Here is a 19,534-nt window from a genome sequence, read left to right as displayed (position 1 = left end):
ACGCCGCTGATGGCCGATTCAGGCGGAGTTGTGACACGGACGCCGTGCGGTGAGTCCCGCCGAGAGGCAGACTGGAACGCATGACTCGCGCAGGACAGCCCGCCGACGCATCCGACCTCATCGACATCGATGAGCTGATCGCCGCCTACTACGACGTCAAGCCCGACCCGGCGGTGCCCCAGCAGCGCGTCGCCTTCGGCACCAGCGGGCATCGCGGCTCGTCGCTGTCGGCGAGCTTCAACGAGGTGCACATCCTCGCCACGACCCAGGCGATCGTCGAATACCGTCGCGGCCAGGGCATCGAGGGGCCGCTGTTCCTCGGGCGCGACACGCACGGCCTGTCGCTGCCGGCTGAGCGCAGCGCCATCGAGGTGCTCGTCGCGAACGGCGTCGACGTGCGCGTGGACGCCCGCGACTCGTGGGTGCCGACTCCGGCTCTCAGCCACGCGATCCTCACCTACAACCGCGGGCGGGATGCCGCCGACCCGGGCCGCGCGGACGGCATCGTCGTCACGCCGAGCCACAACCCGCCCGGCGACGGCGGCTTCAAGTACAACCCGCCCCACGGCGGGCCTGCCGACACCGACGCCACCGGCTGGATCGCGAACCGCGCGAACGAGCTCATCGCGGCGGGTCTCGACGGCGTCGCACGCACGCCCTTCAAGGACCTGGACGGCGACACCATCGGCGAGTACGACTTCCGCGACGCGTACGTGCGCGACCTCGCGAACGTGATCGACGTCGACGCCATCCGCAACGCCGGCGTGCGCATCGGCGCCGACCCCCTCGGCGGCGCGTCTGTCGAGTACTGGGCGCTCATCGCCGAGGTCTTCGGCCTCGACCTCGCCGTCGTGAACCCCGACGTGGACCCCACGTGGCGGTTCATGACGCTCGACTGGGACGAGAAGATCCGGATGGATCCCTCGTCGCCGTCGGCGATGGCCTCGCTCGTCGCGCGCCGCGACGAGTACGACATCCTCACCGGCAACGACGCCGACGCCGATCGCCACGGCATCGTGACACCCGACGCCGGCCTCATGAACCCCAACCACTACCTCGCCGTCGCGATCGACTACCTGTTCTCGCACCGCGAGGGATGGCCGATGGATGCCGCGGTCGGCAAGACCCTCGTCAGCTCGATGATCATCGACCGCGTCGCCGAGGCGCTCGGGCGGCCGCTGCTGGAGGTGCCGGTCGGGTTCAAGTGGTTCGTGCCGGGACTGCTCGACGGCTCGGTCGCGTTCGGCGGTGAGGAGTCGGCAGGCGCGTCGTTCCTGCGCAAGGACGGCTCGGTGTGGACGACCGACAAGGACGGCATCCTGCTCTGCCTGCTCGCCGCCGAGATCCTCGCGGTGACGGGCAAGACGCCGTCGCAGCGGTACGCCGAGCTCGAGGCGCAGTTCGGCGCGTCGGCGTATCAGCGCGTCGACGCCCCGGCGAGCCCCGCACAGAAGGCGGCGCTCGGCAAGCTGTCACCCGAGGCGGTGACGGCGACCGAGCTGGCCGGCGAGCCGATCACCGCGAAGCTGTCGCACGCGCCGGGCAACGGCGCCGCGATCGGCGGGGTCAAGGTGCAGACCGAGCACGCGTGGTTCGCCGCGCGCCCGTCGGGCACCGAAGACGTCTACAAGCTCTACGCCGAGTCGCTGCAGGGCCCCGAGCACCTCGCGCAGGTGCAGGAGGAGGCGCGCGCCGTGGTGTCGGAGGCCCTCGGCGACAGCTGACCCGAGGGACCGCGGTCCCTCGGGGTCCGCGGCCCCTCGGGGGTCCCGCCCTCCGCCCGCGCCCTCGCGCGCCGCGCGCCGTGCATCGCCGAGAGTGCAGCTGGCGGACGAGAGGTAGGGAGCTTCCCTCTGCCTCGTCCACCAGCTGCACCCTCGCGGATTCGGCGGGCGGGCAAGCGCTTACTCGAACGCTCGGGCACAATGGCTGCATGGCCGAACTCGCGCTGCGCATCGACGACGCCGACCTCACCGTCACGGCCGCGGGCGTCGACATCGCCCGGTACGCGTTCGAGCCGGGGGGCGCGGCATCCGAAGGGCCGAAGCCGTTCCTCCACCCGCTTCGGGCCCTCGACGGGGCGCCGCTGACGGCCTTCCGCCCGTGGGATCACCGCTGGCACAAGGGCTTGCAGATGACCTGGACCCACGTGTCGGGCGAGAACTTCTGGGGCGGGCCGACGTTCCAGCGCGACACGGGCTACCGGCAGCTCGACAACGTGGGCAGCATCCGTCATGACCGCTTCACGGACGTGCAGGATGCCGGACCCGCCGTCTCGTTCACCGAAGAGCTGACGTGGGTCACGCGGGCGGGCGAGGCGTGGATCGCCGAGACCCGCACGCACCTCTTCCACGGCGTCGACCCCGAGCGCGGCCTGTGGATGCTCGACTTCTCGACGACCCTCTGCGGCATCGCCGACCGCGACCTCGAGCTCGGCAGCCCGACGACGCAGGGGCGCCCGAACGCCGGCTACACCGGATTCGTGATGCGGATGCCGCGCGCCTGGACCGGCGGACGCGTGCTGTCCGCCGAGCTGCCCGACGACGCGGGCGCCGACGCGATCATGGGCGCCGAGACGCCGTGGGTGGCGGTCTCGGGCGAGCACGACGAGGTCGACGGCGGCGGAACGGTGCTCGTGTTCGCGGGCACCTCGACCGGCGCGCCGCCGATCCGGTGGTTCGTGCGCACCGAGCCGTTCCCGATCGTCGCGCCCTCGCCGTCGTTCGACGAGCACATCGTGCTCGCACCGGGCGCTGAGCTCGCGCTGCAGCATCGCCATGTGTTCGCAGACCGGGTGTGGTCGCCGGCGCAGACCCGCGCCCTCGCGGAAGAGCTCGCACCGTGAATCCGCTGTTCCCCGGCGGCGTCGCCGTGAGCAGCCTGCACGTCTACGACTGGGAGGCCGAGGACGGTCTGCGCGGCGGATCGCCGCACCTGCACACCGCCTCGAGCGAGGGCTACGTCGTCACGGCGGGGTCGGGCGAGGTGCACACGGTCTCGGCAGCGGGTCGAGGCATCCGTCGCCTGCACCCGGGTGACGTCGTGTGGTTCTCGCCGGGCACCGTACACCGCCTCGTCAATCACGGCGGGCTCGATCTGCTCGTCGTGATGCAGAACGCGGGCCTGCCCGAGGCCGGCGACGCCGTGCTGACATTTCCGGCCGACGTGCTCGACGACCCCGAGGCGTATGCCCGGGCAGCGACGCTGCCCGACGGCACCGACGAGGAGCGGGAGGCGGCGGCCCGCGCCCGGCGCGACCTCGCACTGAGCGGGTATCTCGAGCTTCTCGACGACCTCGAGGCCCGCGGCCCGGTCGCGCTCGCCGAACTGCACGCACGCGCGGCGCGTCTCGTGCAACCGCGGATCGCGCGGTGGCAGCGGCTGTGGGAGTCCACCGTCGCCGCCGAGACCGCGCGCACGCGCGACCAGCTCGAGCGGTTGGGCGACGGGATGCCGGGACTCCTGGCCGACGCGGCCGTCGCGCGCGGCGAGCGCCGAAGTGGCCCGCGAGCGTTCGGGATGTGCGGCCGGCTGCAGACGTGGGACTGGCCGGCCTGAGCGGAGCCCGGACCGGTTCGACCCGAACACGTGTAGCCTCAGCACCACAGGGTCACCGCGGCTCTCGAAGGAGCCGGATCCATGGGTGACAAGTCCACGCGCAGAGAAGGCGGCAAGACCGCCCCCTCCAAGACGCTGAAAGAGAAGCGCCTCGCGAAGGCCGACAAGAAGGCCGCGAACAGCCGCGCCGCCGACAGCGACGCCATCACGAACATCAAGAAGCGCTGAGCATCTAGCCCTCTGCGTTTCGTCGCTGCGTTTCGTCGCTGCGTTTCGTCGCTGCGTTTCGTCGCTGCGTTTCGTCTCGCTTCGCTCGCTCAACGACCGGGGGTTCCGGTCGTTGAGCGAGCGGGCGAGCGAGACGAGCGCGCCTACCGCACCGTGACCTTGATCTCCTTCGACGACGTCGCGCCGGCGGCGTTGGCGAACTCGGCGACGTACGCGTACGTGCCCGGCGCGCGGCCGACGATCGGGGTCGACGCGTGCTGTGAAGCCGGGGATGCCGCGATGAGCGTCTGCTCGTCGATCAGCGCGCCGTTCTCGTACAGCCGGTACGACGTGCCGTTCGTGCCCCACCAGAGATCGGCCGTCACGACGTAGTTGCCGTCCTTGTCGCGGTTGTCGTGCGAGAGCACGGGGCGGGCGGGCGCGGCATCCTTCACCGTCACGGTCACCGACGTGGTCGCGGTCGTGCCCGCCGCGTTGATCAGCTCGCCGGTGTACACGTACGTGCCGTTCGGCTTGCCCGCCACGCGCACCGTCGCGACCTGCGCGTCGGGCGAGTGCGGATCGAGCAGCTGCGTCGAGATGAGCTCGCCGTTCTCGTACAGCCGGAACACCGACCCGTTCACGCCCCACCACAGATTCAGCGACACCGTGAACGCTCCGTCGTGCAGGCCGTCGTCCCAGCCACTGTCGGACGACAGGATGCCGCGACCCGGCGCGGCCGTGGCGCCCTCGTCCTCGAACACCAGCAGCCGTACCGACTCGGCCGTGACGACGCCCGCGTGGTTGACCGCCCGCACCGTGAAGGTGTGGGTGCCGGCGAGCCCCGCGAGCTCGATGACGTCGCCGGGTGCGACCGGCTCGCCGTCGAACGCGACGTCGAGGTTGCGCACGCCCGACTCCGGGTCTTCCGCGGTCACGGCGACGGTGAAGGCGGTCGAGTCCGGCAGCAGCGTGCCGTCCGCGGGAACGCCCGACAGCACCGGGCCGCTGTCGTCACCGGGGCCCGTGGGGGCGCCGGTCACCGCGATCGAGGGCAGCGGTGCGGCATCCATCCCGTCTCCGATGAAGAAGCTCGGGTGCGGGGGCTGGTTGTAGCCGGTGTTCTGCCACGCGATCGCGACACGGTACTGCATGTCGTGCATGAGCGTCGGGATGCGCAGGTCGGTCTCGTCGGTCGTCGAGTAGATCCGCAGCTCGGACGAGTCCGGCGCCCGCCACGCGATCTCTTCACGCCAGTCGCCGAAGAGATCGGCCTGCAGGTTCGGCGTGCCCTTGGTCGAGTTGTTCGACAGGCCATCGGCGGCGAGCAGCAGATCGGCGGTCTCGGTCTCCCAGTTCCACTTGCGCACCGTGCCCACGCCTGTGCTCGTGGCGGGGTTCCAGTCGTGGTCGACGATCTCGCGAAGCGGGTCGCCGTCGAACCACGCCAGGAAGTTCGCGGCGGGGATCTTCTCGGCGATGAGCTCACCCCCGGCCGACTTCAGCTGCCCCACCGGTGAGTTCCATTCCGCCGAGCCTCCGATCGCCCACGCCTCAGCCCCGGCGAAGCGGGGATCGATGTCGCCGGCGGCGGCGCGACCCGTGTCGACCGTCGCGGGGATGTCCCAGAGGATCTCGCCGGTGCGCGCATCGCGCATCGTCGCTCCGCGGTTGCCCGACTCGGGCATGCTCTCGTGCGCCGAGAACACCTCCAGCCCCGGACGACCGGGATCGAGGTCGCCGACGTGCTGGGCGTCGCCGTGCCCGAGGCGCGTGGAGTAGAGCAGCGAGCCGTCGTCGTCGATGGTGGCGGAGCCGAACAGGATCTCGTCCTTGGCATCGCCGTCGACGTCTGCCACCGACACCGAGTGGTTGCCCTGTCCGTACAGCCCGTACGCGCCGTCGTCGTCGGAGTCGATCACCCAGCGCTCGTGCAGCTGCGTGCCGTCGAAGTCGTACGCGGCCACGACGGTGCGGGTGTAGTACCCGCGGCTGAAGAACGCGCTGGGGTGCTCGCCGTCGAGGTACGCGACGCCGGCGAGGAACCGGTCCACCCGGTTTCCGTAGGTGTCGCCCCATGCCCCGACGTCGCCGCGCGCCGGGTGGTAGTCGATCGTGTCGACCGCCGCCCCCGTCTCGCCGTCGAACACCGTCAGGAACTCCGGCCCGGTGAGCACGTATCCCGAGCTGTTGCGATGGTCGGCGCCGGCGTTGCCGATCGGCTGGCCCACCCCGTCGATCGTGCCGTCACCCGTCTTGGTCATGAGCTCGGCCGAACCGTCGCCGTCGAAGTCGTAGACCATGAAGTGCGTGTAGTGGGCGCCGGCGCGGATGTTCACGCCGAGGTCGATCCGCCACAGCCGCGTTCCGTCGAGGCGGTACGCATCGAGGAGGACGTTGCCGGTGTACCCCGCCTGCGAGTTGTCCTTCGCGTTGGACGGGTACCACTTCACGATGTACTCGTACTGCCCGTCGCCGTCGAGGTCGCCGACGCTGACGTCGTTCGCCGAGTAGGTGTAGGGCTGGCCGTCCTTCGTGTAGGCGTCGGCCGGCTTCTGCAGCGGCAGCGACGAGTACGCGCCGGTCTGCACGCCGAAGGCCTCGGTCTCGGTGGTCTCGACACCGTTCAGCACCTTCGTGACGAAGTACGTCGAGTCGGCCGTGCCCTCGGCATCGAGGAGATTCGTCGAACTGGTGAGCGGCTCGTCGGTCAGGCGCGCACCGTCGCGGTACACGTGGAAGACGACGGATGCCGGATCCGTGCCGAGCAGCCGCCACGAGACGAGGTTGCCCGACTCGGTGCGCATGGCGTGCGGCGCGCGGTCGAGGTACTCGGCTTGACGCTGCAGCACGGTGACGGCTTCGGTCTCGAGCTGCGCGGAGCCGGGCCCCGCGCCGCCCGCGTTGACCGCGACGACCGTGTAGAAGTACGGGATCGCCGTGAGCACCGCCGCGTCGTCGACGTGACGGTTCGTCGGCGCGATGCCGACGAGCTCACCGCGCTCGCCCTCGACCTCGGACCGGAACACCAGGTAGTAGGCCGCGCCGACGGGGGCGGCCCAGGCCAGCTCGATCTCGCGCGCTTCGATGCGCTCGACCGAGAGCCCCGTGGCCGCGCCGGGCGCGGCGACGTCGGGGTCGACGAACGAGACCTCGACGGGGGCGGATGCCACCGACTCCAGCCCGGTCTGGTCGACCGCGGTCACGTGGTACGCGTAGTCGAGCCCGACGCGCGCGGTCACGTCGGCGAACGTCGGCTCGCCGACGGCTCCGATCAGCGCCGGCTTGGCGTCGAAAGGCGACTGCCGGTAGACGTTCCAGGTGAGCCCGGACTCGTCATCCCATGCCAGCGTCACACTGGGCGCCTCGGGGTCCGCATCGAGCGCCGTCACCGCGAGCCCGGTGGGTCCCAGCAGGATGGGCGTGACCTCCAGGCCGTTGAACCTGCTGCCCGATGCGGCTCCGTACGCTTCGACGTTCAGCTGGCCGTCGGTGACGAGGAACGGACCGCGCAGGGTCTCGTTCACCGAGCCGCTGCCGGCGTTGCCCGACCCGGCCTCCTTGCCCTCGACGCGGAAGCTGGTGCGCGACGAGCCGATCCAGTCGCCCGAGTACGTCTTGACCGAGTACGTGCCGTTGGGCACGTCGAGGGCGAACGTCGAGCTGTCTCCGGGGAGCACGAAGTCCCGCACCAGGTCGTTCGCCGCGCCGCCCGCCGATCCGCGATCGCGGCCGGCGTTCGCAGGAAGGGTGTTGAGGAACCCCCACCCGCGTTCGGCGGTGTAGGCCGTGTCGGGGCGCACTTCGGCGTAACCGGGCATCACCGGGTTTCCGGCCAGCTGCAGGTCGAACTTGTACAGCGCCTGCTTGGTCGTGAAGGTCACGACGCTGCTCGGCGCCGAGTCCCCCCGTCCGTTGACGGCGACGACCCGGTACCGGTAGCCGGTGCCCTCGAGGAGCCCCTGCACGATCGAGCTCGTCTGCGTCACCATGCCGACCAGTGCCCATTCGGGCTCGGGGTCGGCCACGGCCTGCCGGTAGATCTTGTAGATGTCGGCGGTGGGCGCGGCATCCCATTGCAGCGTCGCCCCGCCGTTGCTGATCGCACCCGCGACGAGGTTCTGCGGCGCCGGCGGCACGTCGGCGGGCGGCTCGATGTCGGAGACCTTCTGCGCGAGCGGGTCGGCGAGCGCGGCGACGTCCTGGGCGATGAGGCGCGCCATCTGGATCGCGCCGTACTCCTGGAAGTGCGTGTCGTCGACGGTGCCCGCGGGGCGGTTCGGGAAGATGCCCGGGTCCACGTGCAGGAAGACCGCCTTGGCGGCGTCCGGACCGATCTCGTTCAGGTACGCTCGCGACGAGGCCGACAGGTCGACCAGCAGCACGCCCTCCTCGACCGCGAGCTCGGTCATCTTCGCGACGTACTCGGGGAAGCTGACGTTGAACAGTCCGGTCTCGGCGTTGAAGCTGCGTCGTGAGACCGGTGTGACGAGCACGGGCGTCGCCCCGCGCTGACGGGTGCCCTCGACGTAGACGCGCAGGTACTCCTTGTAGTCCTCGGGGCTGGCGTACCGGTCGTCGACACCCTGCGTGGCGTCGTTGTGGCCGAACTGGATGAACTGGTAGTCGCCCGGCCGGATGGAGCGGAGGATCTCGTCGAGACGACCCTGCGAGAGGAAGTTCTTCGACGAGCGGCCGCCGATCGCGTGGTTGGCGACCGCGATGTCATCGGCGAAGAACCGATCGATCATCTGCCCCCAGCCGGCCTGCGGCGCGTACGCGATCGGGTCGTAGGTCTGCACGGTGGAGTCGCCCGAGAGATAGACCGTCGTGAGGGCACCCGCGACGCGTGCGGGCAGCCGGGTGATGGTGAGGGCGTTGACGGATGCCGCGTCCCCTCCGAACTCGAGGGTCAGGGTGCCGTCGACCAGGGCGATCGGGAACGACATCTCGAGGTACGAGCCGGCGGCCTGCGGGTTCGCGAGCACCCTTGCGATGGACTCGGCGGTGATCGTCGTGGTGGTCGGATGCTGAGCGTCGCCGGCGATGACCTGAACGCTGTAGTCGCCCGCGCCGAGGTCGACGGCGAACGTGGCGCCGGTCACGGCGACGAGGTCGCTGCGCAGCGGATCGGCGGTACCGCGGTCGACGTCGGGCGCCGCGGCGGCCGGAGCCGTGGTGAAGCCGTAGCCCCACTCGGGCAGGTACGCGGTCGACGACGTGACCGCCAGCGCCCCGTCTGCGACAGCGCCGGGACCGAAGTCGAACGTGACGACGTCGCCCTCGGGGAGCGGCGCGGGCGCGACGTACACCGGCGAGTCCGCCGTCGCGGCGGCCGAACCCGCAGCGTTCTCGGCGGTCACCCGGTAGGTCCAGGCGAGGTCGGTGTCGACGCCGGCGTCGGTGTAGCCGGGCAAGGCGACGGTCGCGAGGCTCTCGAACTCACCGCTGCCGGCCGGAGCGCGCTCGACGCGGTAGGCGTCGGCGTTCGGGACGGCCGACCACGTGAGCGACACCGCGTCGGTCGTGACGGCCGCGACCGCGAGGTCGGCAGGTGCCGCGGGCGCCGCAAGCTCCGGGATCTCGCCGCTGGACACGCTCGCGCTCGGTGCCGACGCGCGGGCGTACTCGCTCACTGCGACGACCGCGTAGGCGTACGTTGCGCCCACAGCGACACTCGTGTCGGAGTAGGCGGTCGCGGTGAGCCCTTCGGCGATCGGCGCGAAGACGCCCACCTCGCCGTCGGATGCCACGAGGGCCCGCCGCACGGCGTAGGTCGCGGCATCCGTCACCTCCGCCCAGACGAGGTCGACGGCGTTCCACGCGACGCGTGTGATGGCGGGCTGTGCCGGCGCCGCCGGTGTGACGGGTTCGACCTCGAGGCCGTTCACGACACCGCCGATGCCGGTACCCGTGACGCCCACCGTCAGCTGACCGTCGGTGACGACCGTGCGGAAGGTCTGCACCGAGACGCTCTGGCGCGCCGTCACCCGGCCCGCCTCGGCGCCCTCGAGGGCGATGGTCGTGGCAGTGGTGGACGTGCCGGCGAGCTGGTCACCGGTGTGCAGCGTCACGTCGTAGGCACCGTCGGGGAGGTCGACGAGGAACTGCCAGTCGAGCCCCGCGACCCAGTCGTTGGCGAGCGGATCCGCGGGGTCGGTCGAACCGGTGCGGTCGCGGAAGATCAGACCCGTGCCTTCGGCAGGCACGATGCCGAACCCCGACTCGGCGCTGTAGGCCGAGGTCGGGACGACGCGCTCGTAGCCCTCGGCGAGCGGCGAGGACGGCCCGCCGAAGTCGAACAGGTAGGCGCCGTCGGCGTTCGGTTCGAGGGCGGCCGCCGCCGCGGGAGCGGTGAGCAGCGCGGCGGCGACGACCGCGGCGAGACCTGCCGCAGCCGCGCGTCGCGGCCGCAGCGACGGCGAGGCGGCGTGGAATCGTGGGGCTGATGACCGGTCGGACGGAATGGGCACGGATCCTCCTTGTGTCTGCATCGGCAAAGGAGCGGCGGACTCCGCAGCAGCGCGGGGTCGTTTCGCGGGTCGTCGCTCGGGAAAACGCATTCCGTTCGACGGCGAGCAGTTTTGCACGGCAATGGCGGCGACGGCAAGGGATGACGAGAAACGTTTCTCGCGAGCGGGTCACCGGTGAGGAAAACGCCTACCATGATCGGACCGGGTGCCTGCGACGGGGGCGGCGCCCCCGAGCCGTCAGAGACGAGGCCGCCATGAAGCGAGTCGGCATCCGCGATGTCGCACAGCACGCCGGCGTGTCGATCAGCACGGTGTCGAACGCGCTCAACCGGCCTCACATGGTGAGCGAACGACTCGTCGAACGCGTGCGCTCCGCCGCCGATGAGCTCGGCTACGTGCCGCTCCAGGCCGCGCAGCAGCTGCGCGCCGGACGAAGCGGACTGCTCGGCATGACGGTCATCAACATCGCCAACCCGTTCTTCGCCGACATGGTCGCAGGGGCCGAGGACGCGGCGTCGGCGTCGGGCCTTCGGGTGCTCGTCGGCAACTCCAGCGACGACATCGCGAAGGAGCGCGATCACCTCGAGCTGTTCGAGCGGGTGCAGGTCGAAGGTGCGCTGGTGAGCCCCTTCGGCCCCCTCGAACCGTGGCTTCAGCGTCTGCGCGGCCGCGGCATCCCCGTCGTGCTGGTCGACGCCGTCGACGAGAGCGGCGAGCTGGCCTCGGTGTCGTTCGACGACGTGGCAGGCGGGCGGCTCGCAGCCGAGCATCTTCTCGAGCAGGGCCGCCGCCGGCTCGCATTCGTCGGCGCCCGACGAGACGTGCGGCAGGTCAGCGAGCGCCTGGAGGGAGCCCGGCGGGCCGTCGCCGCGCACCCGGGCGCGAGTCTCGAGCTGATCTGGACCGAACGGACGACGTCGGCGCTCGGCGCGAGCTTCGGCGAGCAGCTCGCGCTCCGCGAGCCGGCCGAGCGCCCCGACGGACTCGTCGTGTCGAACGACCACCTCGCCATCGGACTCGTGCACGGCCTGGTCTCGCGAGGCGTCGGCGTGCCCGACGACATCGCGATCGTGGGCTACGACGACATCGAGTTCGCCGCGATCGCGGCCGTGCCGCTGACCTCGGTGCGCCAGCCGGCGCGCGAGATGGGCCGCACCGCCGCCGAGATGCTGCTGGCCCGCATCGGCGGGACGGCGGGGCCCGAGTTCACGAACGTCGTGTACCGGCCCGAGCTCATCGTCCGCGCCTCGACGGCGTGACCTCCGCGGAGGGCGAGACGGATCGGATAGCGCTTTCCTACTCGACGGCATAAGCTGACCGATGCCGCGGGCCGAGGGTTCGCGTCCGCACACCGCGAAGGAGCACGATGACCGAGACACTGCGCTGCGCGATCGTGGGCACCGGCGCCATCGCCCGCGCGCACGCCACCGCCATCGCGGCGTATCCGCACGCGGAGCTCGTCGCGGTCACCGACCTGTCGCGCGAGTCCGCGACGTCGTTCGCCGCGGAGTTCGGCGTGCCCGAGGTGTACGACGACCTCCCCGCGCTGCTCGCGTCCGCGCACCCCGACGTGGTGCACGTCTGCACGCCGCCGGTCGCGCACCGCGACCAGTCCGTCGCCGCGTCCCGCGCGGGAGCGCACGTCATCGTCGAGAAGCCGCCGGCACCGAGCCTGGAAGAACTCGACGACATGCGCGCAGCCGCGGCCGACGCCGGCCGCGAGCTCGTCGTGGTGTTCCAGCAGCGCACCGGCACGGCTGCGGCGCACGTCAAGCGCCTGCTCGAGCAGGGTGCGTTCGGCCGCACGCTCATCGCGCAGTGCCAGACGCTGTGGTTCCGCGACGCCGCATACTTCGCGGTGCCGTGGCGCGGCAGGTGGGAGACCGAGGGCGGCGGACCGACGCTCGGTCACGCGATCCACCAGATCGACCTGCTCGCCTTCCTGCTCGGCGACTGGCAGAGCGTGCAGGCGCGGCTGTGGCGGCTCGACCGCGAGACGCAGACCGAGGATGCCTCGACCGCGACCGTGACGTTCGCCAACGGCGCGATCGCCTCGGTGGTCACCAGCGCGGTGTCGCCGCGCGAGACGAGCGCGATCCGCATCGACACGCAGCGCGCGACCATCACTGTCGACCACCTCTACGGACACGGCCACGAGCATTGGCGGATCACTCCCGCCCCGGGATTCGAAGCCGAGGCCGACGCGTGGCGTCTGCCCGACACCGAGGAGCCGAGCGGTCACGACGTACTGCTGCGCGATGTCTTCGACGCGCTGCGCTCGGGCTCGCCGCTGCCTGCCGTCGGCACCGACCCGGCGCGGTCGTTCGAGCTCGTCGCGGCGATCTACGCATCGGCCGCCGAGGACGGCGCGGTGGTGACGCCCGCCGACCTGGCCGCGCACCCGACGCACCGCCGCAGCTTCGCCAGCGCCGTGGTCGACGTGCGCCCCGCGCCCTGACGACGGGCGCCGCCGTCGCGGCCGCCCGCCGCCGGAGTCCTGTAGAGCCCGGCTCGCACAGGTCAACCGCACCTGTGCGGGAGGTTGGATCGTTCCAATCTCCTGTGGAGGCGCGGTTGACCTGTTGAACGCGGGGAGGCGCGTCCGGGCCAGGCAGGGGACGGATGCCGCAGCACGGGCAGGCTTGACGAAGCCCAGAGCGGGCCGGGACTGTAACCGGGCACAGTTCCCGTCCACGTCCAGACGGTCGCCCGTTACTGAATCGTTTGAATCCGCCGGTGGAACACTCTTGCGAAACGTTTTTCGCTCAGGTACCGTAGCGGGCAAGCGCTTTCCAAGCAGTGCACCGAGAACGCGCCTGACACCAGCCCACACAGACGACGAACGTCTTGCGGCCATGAGAACGCAGACGTTCACAGAGAGGACAAGGATGTTCAGCAAGAAGCGGGCCACCGCCGTCGCCGCGATCGCGGCGGGCGCCGCCCTGGTTCTGGCCGGCTGCGCCGGCGGAGGCGACACCCCCGATGCCGAAGCGACGTTCAACCCCGACGAAGAGGTCACGCTCGACCTCGCGTTCTGGGGCAACGACGTGCGCGCCGGCCTCTACAACGAGGTCATCGCCGCGTTCAACGAGGAGTACCCGAACATCACGGTGAACTCCACGTTCCTCAACTTCCCGGAGTTCTGGGAGAAGCGTCAGACGGAGGCTGCCGGCGGCAACCTCCCCGACGTCATGCAGTTCGACTACTCGTACCTGCGCCAGTACTCCGAGAACGGCCTGCTGCTCGACCTCGATCCGTACATCGGAGACATCATCGAGTCGGAGCCGCTGCCGCAGAACATCCTCGACATCGGCGTCGTCAACGACACGACCTACGCGATCCCGACGTCGACGAACGCCTGGGGCATGTACACCAACCCGGTGCTGCTCGAGCAGGCAGGCGTCGAGGAGTTCCCCGGCGGCACGTGGGAGGACTACGCCGACTGGATGGGCGAGGTCACCGACGCCTCCGGCGGCGCCTTCTGGGGTGGCAGCGACTACACCGGTCGCATCCAGAACTTCGAGCTGCAGCTGCGCGCCGAGGGCTCGTCGCTGTTCAGCGACGACGGCGAGCCCGGCTTCGACGAGGAACGCCTCGCGGAGTTCTGGGAGTCTGGCCAGACCGTCCGCGACGGCATCGGCGTCCCGCAGCAGCGGGTCGAGGAGGTCGCGCCGCTGAGCCCGTTCGACACGGCGCTCGCCGCGAGCGAGCTGACGTGGGACAACTTCGGCTCGGGCTACCTCGGCAACCTCGGCGAGGGCTACACCGAGCTCGGGCTCGTCGCTCCTCCGATCACCGAGGAGGGCGCCAAGGACCTGTACCTGAAGCCCTCGATGCTCCACGCGATCTCGGCGAACACCGATCACCCGGAGGCCGCGGCGACGCTGGTGAACTTCCTCATCAACTCGCCGCAGTCCGGTGAGATCTTCGGCACCAACCGCGGCATCCCGGCCTCCGAGACCGCCCTCGCGGCCGCCGAGCTCGACCCGCTGAGCCAGCAGATCGCCGACTACGAGGCGTCGATCGCCGACCGTCTCGGCGACGCGCCGCCGGTGCCGATCATCGGCTACGGCAGCCTCGAGGAGAAGTTCCGCCAGCTCGGCACGGAGCTCAACTTCGGGACCATCACGGTCGAGGACGCTGTCTCGCAGTTCTTCGCCGAGATGGACGTCGTGCTGAACCAGTGAGTCCTTCCGGGTCCGGGTGCGCTCGGCGCACCCGGGCCCGGAACACCACTCGATCCCCCCGTATCGGAGAACCCCGTGAGCACCACTGCGACCAGAGTCATCGTGACCGGCGACAAGTCGTCGCGCCGGCCGTTGTCGCGCAAGCGCCGCCCGGAGCACCTGGACCGGCCCGGGCAGCGGTCCCGGCAGCGCCGCGAGACGGTCGCCGGGTACGGGTTCCTGATCCCGTGGCTGGTCGGGTTCTTCGGCCTCACCCTGGTGCCGATGGTGTACTCGCTGTACCTCTCGTTCACCAGCTACAACATCTTCTCGCCGCCGAAGTGGATCGGGCTGGACAACTACGTCCGCATGTTCACCACCGACCCGGCGTTCATGCAGTCCGCGCAGATCACGCTGATCTATGTGCTGGTCGGCACGCCGATCACCCTCGCCGCGGCGCTCGGCGTCGCGATGCTGCTGAACTACCGCGACCGCGGCGCCGGGTTCTTCCGCTCCGCGTTCTACGCCCCGTCGCTCATCGGCGGCTCGGTCAGCGTCGCGATCGTGTGGCGCGCGATGTTCGCCGGCGACGGACCGGTCGACAGCACGCTCACCTTCTTCGGCATCGACATCGGCGGCTGGATCGGCAACCCGTCGCTCGTGCTGCCGATGATGATCCTCCTCGCCGTGTGGCAGTTCGGTGCCACCATGGTCATCTTCCTCGCGGGCCTCAAGCAGATCCCGAAAGAGCTGTACGAGGCGGCCGAGATGGACGGCGCCGGCCCCTGGCACCGGTTCCGCGCCGTCACCCTCCCGATGCTCAGCCCCGTGATCTTCTTCAACCTGCTGCTGGGCCTGATCGGCGCGTTCCAGGTGTTCGCGTCGGCCTACATCATCAGCAACGGCACCGGCGGACCCGCCGGGATGACGAACTTCATCACCCTCTATCTCTACAAGCGCGGCTTCGCCGACGGCCAGATGGGCTACGCCGCGGCGATCGCCTGGGTGCTGCTGGTCGTGGTCGCGATCATCGCCGTGATCCTGTTCCGCACCCAGCGGAGCTGGGTCCACTACGCCGGAGACAACCGATGAGCACCACATCCTCGTTCGGCGAGAACGCCCTCCTGATCACCGAGAACCAGGTCGACCCCGACACCCGTGCCCGCGAGCCGCGCCGCAGGATCAAGCGCCGCACCTGGCAGACCGTGATCTGGTTCGTGGTGCTGCTCGCCCTCGCCGCGGTGGTGCTCTACCCGCTGGTGTGGCTGTTCTTCTCCACCTTCAAGCCCAACGCCGAGTTCGGACAGAACCAGAGCCTCATCCCGCAGAATCCCTCGTTCGACAACTACGTCAAGGTGATGGAGGGGATCGCCGGAGTGCCGATGTGGAGGTTCTACCTGAACTCGCTCCTCCTCGCCGTCGGCTCCGTGGTGGGCGTGGTGCTCTCGTCATCGCTCGCCGCGTACGCGTTCGCCCGCATCCAGTTCAAGGGCCTCGGCATCTTCTTCGCCGCGATGATCGGCACGCTGCTGCTGCCGTTCCACGTCGTGATCATCCCGCAGTACATCATCTTCAACAACCTCGACCTCGTCGACACGTTCTGGCCGCTGCTGCTGCCGAAGTTCCTCGCCACCGAGGCCTTCTTCGTGTTCCTGCTGGTCCAGTTCATCCGCCAGATGCCCCGCGACATGGACGAAGCCGCTCGCATCGACGGCGCGGGCCACCTCCGCGTGTTCTGGTCGATCATCCTGCCGCTGATCAAGCCGGCGCTCATCACGTGCTCGATCTTCGCGTTCATCTGGGCCTGGAACGACTTCCTCGGTCCCCTCCTCTACCTCACCAGCCCCGAGAACTACCCCCTCCCCATCGCGCTCCGCCTCTACAACGACGCGTCCTCCGGCGGCGCCGACTACGGCGCCACGGTCACCGCCTCGTTCATCGCGCTCGTGCCGGTGCTCCTGTTCTTCCTGGTGTTCCAGCGATTCCTCGTCGACGGTGTCGCCACCCAGGGATTGAAGGGCTGACGGATGCCGCAGACCATGGATCGCCGTGAACTCCGGGCCGCGCGTCGCGCCGACGCGTCCGGAAGCGGGCCCACGCTCGCCGAGCGCGCGCCGGCCCGATTCCCCGGCGCCACGGGAGCGTTCGCCCTGTTCGGCGAGGTGCTGCTGACCGGCGTGCTCGTCGCCGCCGGCAGCCTCGCGGTCATCACGCTGCCCGCGGCCCTGGCCGCCGGCATCCGTCATCTGCGTCGCTATGTGAACGCGGAGGCCTCGCACGCCCGGACGTTCTGGCAGGACTACCGCCGGGCGCTGCCGGGCGGGCTCGTCGTGGGCATGGTGGGTGCCGTCCTCGCACTGGTGCTCGTGCTCGACATCGACCTCGCCGGCTCCGGCGCGTTGCCGGGCGGCCCCGCGGTCGCGGTCGTCGGCTGGACCGGCCTGGTCGCCTGTGCGGTCGCGCTGCTCGTGGCGGCGGGCTCGTGGACACCCGAGCGCGGCTGGCGCACGGCGGTCCGCGGCATCCCGTCGGCCGTCGCCGGCGACCCGATCGGTGCGGTGTACCTCGCCGCGGCGGCGGTACTGGCCGGTGTCGTGACCTGGATGCTGATCCCCCTGATCATCGCCGGGCTCGGCTGCGCCGCCTTCGCGGTCGTCGCCGTCCCCGCCCGCCGCGGTCGGCGCTGACCCGCCGCCCGACCACCAGAACAGGAGCTGCTCGACGTGCTGTACGGCGCCGACTACAACCCCGACCAGTGGCCGGAAGAGGTGTGGGACGAGGACGTCCGCCTCATGCGAGAGGCCGGGGTCAACATCGTGAGCCTCGGCATCTTCGCGTGGTCGCGCATCCAGCCCGCCGAGAACGTGTGGGACTTCGAGTGGCTCGACACTGTCATCGGCACGCTGCACGCGGGCGGCATCCGGGTGAACCTCGCCACGGCGACCGCCTCGCCGCCGCCGTGGGTGAGCGCACGCTACCCCGAGACGCTGCCGGCCGACGAGTCGGGCGCGAAGTACTGGCCGGGCAGCCGCCAGCATTTCGCACCGTCATCGCCGACGTACCGGCGCCTCGCGGGCGAGCTCGTGCGCCGCCTCGCCGAGCGTTACGCGCAGCATCCGGCCGTGGTGATGTGGCACGTCGGCAACGAGTTCGGGTGCCACCTGCCGATGGACTTCTCGGATGCCGCGCGCGACGCCTACCGCGTCTGGCTGCGCGACAGGTACACGACGATCGCCGCGCTCAACGACGCGTGGGGCACGAGCTTCTGGTCGCAGCGCTACGGGTCGTTCGACGAGATCTTCCCGCCGCGGCTCGCGCCCTACAGCCACAACCCGTCGTCGATGCTCGACTACCGCCGGTTCACGTCCGACATGCTGCTCGAGTGCTACCTCATGGAGCGCGAGATCCTGCTCGAGGCCGGCGCCACCCAGCCGATCACGACGAACTTCATGGGGCCGTTCAAGCCCGCGGACTACCGCCGGTGGGCGCCGTTCATGGACGTCATCGCCGACGACTGCTACCCCGACCCGGCCAACCCGAACCGCGTTCGCGACGCCGCCTTCCAGCGCGACCTGGTCCGCTCGCTCAAGCCCGGCGTTCCGTGGCTGCTGTGGGAGCAGGCGACGGATGCCGTCAACTGGCGTCCGTCGAACCCGGGCAAGCGCCCCGGCGCGCTGATGGCCGAGACCGCGCAGTCGATCGCGCGCGGGGCCGACGGCATCATGTTCTTCCAGTGGCGGCAGTCCCGCGCGGGGAGCGAGAAGTTCCACTCCGCGATGCTCCCGCACGCGGGCACCGAGACGCGCGTGTGGGACGCGGTCACCGAGCTCGGCGCGCGCCTGGCGGCGCTGCCCGAGCTCCCCGCGCCCGGACACGACGCCCAGGTGGCCCTGGTGTTCGACTGGGAGAGCTGGTGGGCCGTCGAGGAGCGCGACCACCCCACCGAGGTCGACTACCTCGCGCTCGTGCTCGAGTGGTACGGCGGGTTCCATGCCCGCGGCATCCAGGTCGACATCGTGGGCCCCGAGGAGGTCGACCGCGGGTACGACCTCGTCGTCGCGCCCCTGCTGTACCTGCTGCGCGAGGAGGGCGCGGCCGCGCTCGAGCGGTTCGTCGCCGGCGGCGGGACGCTCCTCACCGGTCCCTCCACCGACATCGTCGACGGGCACGACCAGTTCCGCGACGGCGGGTTCCTCACGCAGCTGGGGCCGGTGCTGGGCGTGCGGTTCGAGGACTTCGGCGCGCTCAGCGGGGTGAGCACGGGCGGAACCGGTGTCGGCGCGACGCAGGCACGCGACGCGGGTGCCGTCGACGGCGCCGGCGAGACGGTCGCCTTCCGCATGGGGGATGCCGTGCACCGCGGGCGACTCGTCGCCGAGCGCGTGCATGCGACCGGCGCCGAGGTCGTGGCGGTGTTCGACGAGGGCCTCGCGGCCGGGTCGCCCGCGCTCACGCGCCACCGGCACGGCGCCGGTGAGGCCTGGTACGTCGCGACGCAACCCACGAGCCACGGCCCTTCGGCCGGCGGGCTCGAGGCCGGCAGGCTCGACGCCGTCGGGCTCGACGCCGGCGGGCTCGACGCCGTCGGGCTCGACGCCGGCGGGCTGGAGGCCGGCGGGCTCGAGGCCGTCGTCGCGGCCGTGGTCGAGGCATCCGGCGTCCGCCCCGTCGTGGCGGACCTGCCCGCCGGGGTCGAGGCCGCGCGTCGCGGCGACCTCGTGACGCTGATCAACCACGGCGATGAGACCGTCGAGGTCTCGATGTCGGGAACGGATGCCGAGTCCGGCGCTGTCGTCGACCGCGTGGTCCTCGCTCCCCAGGGCGTCGCCTTCGTCCTCGCCCCCGCCCCGCGCGCCCCGCCGCCGCGCCCCCGCCCGCCGCCGCGCCCCCGCCCGCCGCCGCACACCCGCCCGCCGCCGCACACCCGCCCGCCGCCGCGCCCCCTCCCGCCGCCGCACACCCCGCCCCCGTCGACGCCTCGACCCCCGCCGCGCGTCCCTCTCCCTCCGCCTCCGCGCCCGTCGTCGACCGCTCCGCAGTCACTTTTCGTAGCGAACGCGCTCCGCACCCGCAGAACCTGACTGCGGAGCACGGACGTTCTCCGCTCCGCAGTCAGGACTTGCGGGCGGA

The 19,534-nt window shown here is 71.0% G+C and carries 12 protein-coding genes; 11 read left to right on the top strand and 1 reads right to left on the bottom strand.

What is annotated here, in order from left to right:
• Positions 1 to 80: 80 nt before the first annotated feature.
• The 4 genes from pgm to IM778_RS02290 all read left to right on the top strand — a co-directional run bounded on the left by pgm (position 81) and on the right by IM778_RS02290 (position 3,786).
• Complete coding sequence (gene pgm, locus IM778_RS02305; RefSeq protein ID WP_194410500.1) at positions 81 to 1,724, top strand: phosphoglucomutase (alpha-D-glucose-1,6-bisphosphate-dependent); 1,644 nt, start codon at positions 81 to 83, stop codon at positions 1,722 to 1,724.
• A 209-nt stretch (positions 1,725 to 1,933) separates the two neighbouring features.
• Positions 1,934 to 2,845 (top strand): DUF6807 domain-containing protein, encoded by a 912-nt coding sequence (locus IM778_RS02300; RefSeq protein ID WP_194410499.1) that lies wholly within the window; start codon positions 1,934 to 1,936, stop codon positions 2,843 to 2,845.
• Positions 2,842 to 3,558, top strand: coding sequence for a cupin domain-containing protein (locus IM778_RS02295; protein ID WP_194410498.1), 717 nt, complete (start codon positions 2,842 to 2,844; stop codon positions 3,556 to 3,558). Before IM778_RS02300 ends, IM778_RS02295 begins: the two co-directional genes overlap by 4 nt.
• A gap of 81 nt (positions 3,559 to 3,639) precedes the next feature.
• On the top strand, positions 3,640 to 3,786 hold the full coding sequence (locus IM778_RS02290; protein WP_194410497.1) for a hypothetical protein: 147 nt from the start codon (positions 3,640 to 3,642) through the stop codon (positions 3,784 to 3,786).
• Positions 3,787 to 3,929: 143 nt separating this feature from the next.
• On the opposite strand, the gene IM778_RS02285 is transcribed toward IM778_RS02290, so the two are convergent.
• Positions 3,930 to 10,238, bottom strand: coding sequence for a rhamnogalacturonan lyase family protein (locus IM778_RS02285; RefSeq protein WP_228484703.1), 6,309 nt, complete (start codon positions 10,236 to 10,238; stop codon positions 3,930 to 3,932).
• Between the two features lie 254 nt (positions 10,239 to 10,492).
• Between IM778_RS02285 and IM778_RS02280 the strand changes: the two genes are divergently transcribed.
• The 7 genes from IM778_RS02280 (at position 10,493) to IM778_RS02250 (ending at position 19,485) form a co-directional block, all read left to right on the top strand.
• On the top strand, positions 10,493 to 11,497 hold the full coding sequence (locus tag IM778_RS02280; protein ID WP_194410495.1) for a LacI family DNA-binding transcriptional regulator: 1,005 nt from the start codon (positions 10,493 to 10,495) through the stop codon (positions 11,495 to 11,497).
• A gap of 107 nt (positions 11,498 to 11,604) precedes the next feature.
• Complete coding sequence (locus IM778_RS02275; RefSeq protein ID WP_194410494.1) at positions 11,605 to 12,696, top strand: Gfo/Idh/MocA family protein; 1,092 nt, start codon at positions 11,605 to 11,607, stop codon at positions 12,694 to 12,696.
• A gap of 430 nt (positions 12,697 to 13,126) precedes the next feature.
• Positions 13,127 to 14,425: an ABC transporter substrate-binding protein gene (locus tag IM778_RS02270; RefSeq protein ID WP_194410493.1), complete on the top strand. Its 1,299-nt coding sequence runs from the start codon at positions 13,127 to 13,129 to the stop codon at positions 14,423 to 14,425.
• A gap of 75 nt (positions 14,426 to 14,500) precedes the next feature.
• Entirely contained in the window at positions 14,501 to 15,496 is a 996-nt protein-coding gene (locus tag IM778_RS02265; protein ID WP_194410492.1) for a carbohydrate ABC transporter permease, read from the top strand.
• Positions 15,493 to 16,428: a carbohydrate ABC transporter permease gene (locus tag IM778_RS02260; RefSeq protein WP_194410491.1), complete on the top strand. Its 936-nt coding sequence runs from the start codon at positions 15,493 to 15,495 to the stop codon at positions 16,426 to 16,428. The genes IM778_RS02265 and IM778_RS02260 overlap by 4 nt, the downstream gene beginning before the upstream one ends.
• 3 nt (positions 16,429 to 16,431) lie before the next feature.
• Positions 16,432 to 17,091: a hypothetical protein gene (locus IM778_RS02255; RefSeq protein ID WP_228484702.1), complete on the top strand. Its 660-nt coding sequence runs from the start codon at positions 16,432 to 16,434 to the stop codon at positions 17,089 to 17,091.
• 36 nt (positions 17,092 to 17,127) lie between these two features.
• The gene (locus tag IM778_RS02250; RefSeq protein ID WP_228484701.1) at positions 17,128 to 19,485 is read left to right on the top strand and encodes a beta-galactosidase; all 2,358 of its coding nucleotides are present in this window, start codon (positions 17,128 to 17,130) and stop codon (positions 19,483 to 19,485) included.
• Positions 19,486 to 19,534 lie beyond the last annotated feature (49 nt).

Origin of the sequence: Microbacterium cremeum, assembly GCF_015277855.1 — a bacterium.
Lineage (GTDB): Bacteria > Actinomycetota > Actinomycetes > Actinomycetales > Microbacteriaceae > Microbacterium > Microbacterium cremeum.
The sequence above is the reverse complement of the archived record's forward strand: the minus strand, read 5'-3'. Positions and strand labels throughout refer to the sequence as shown.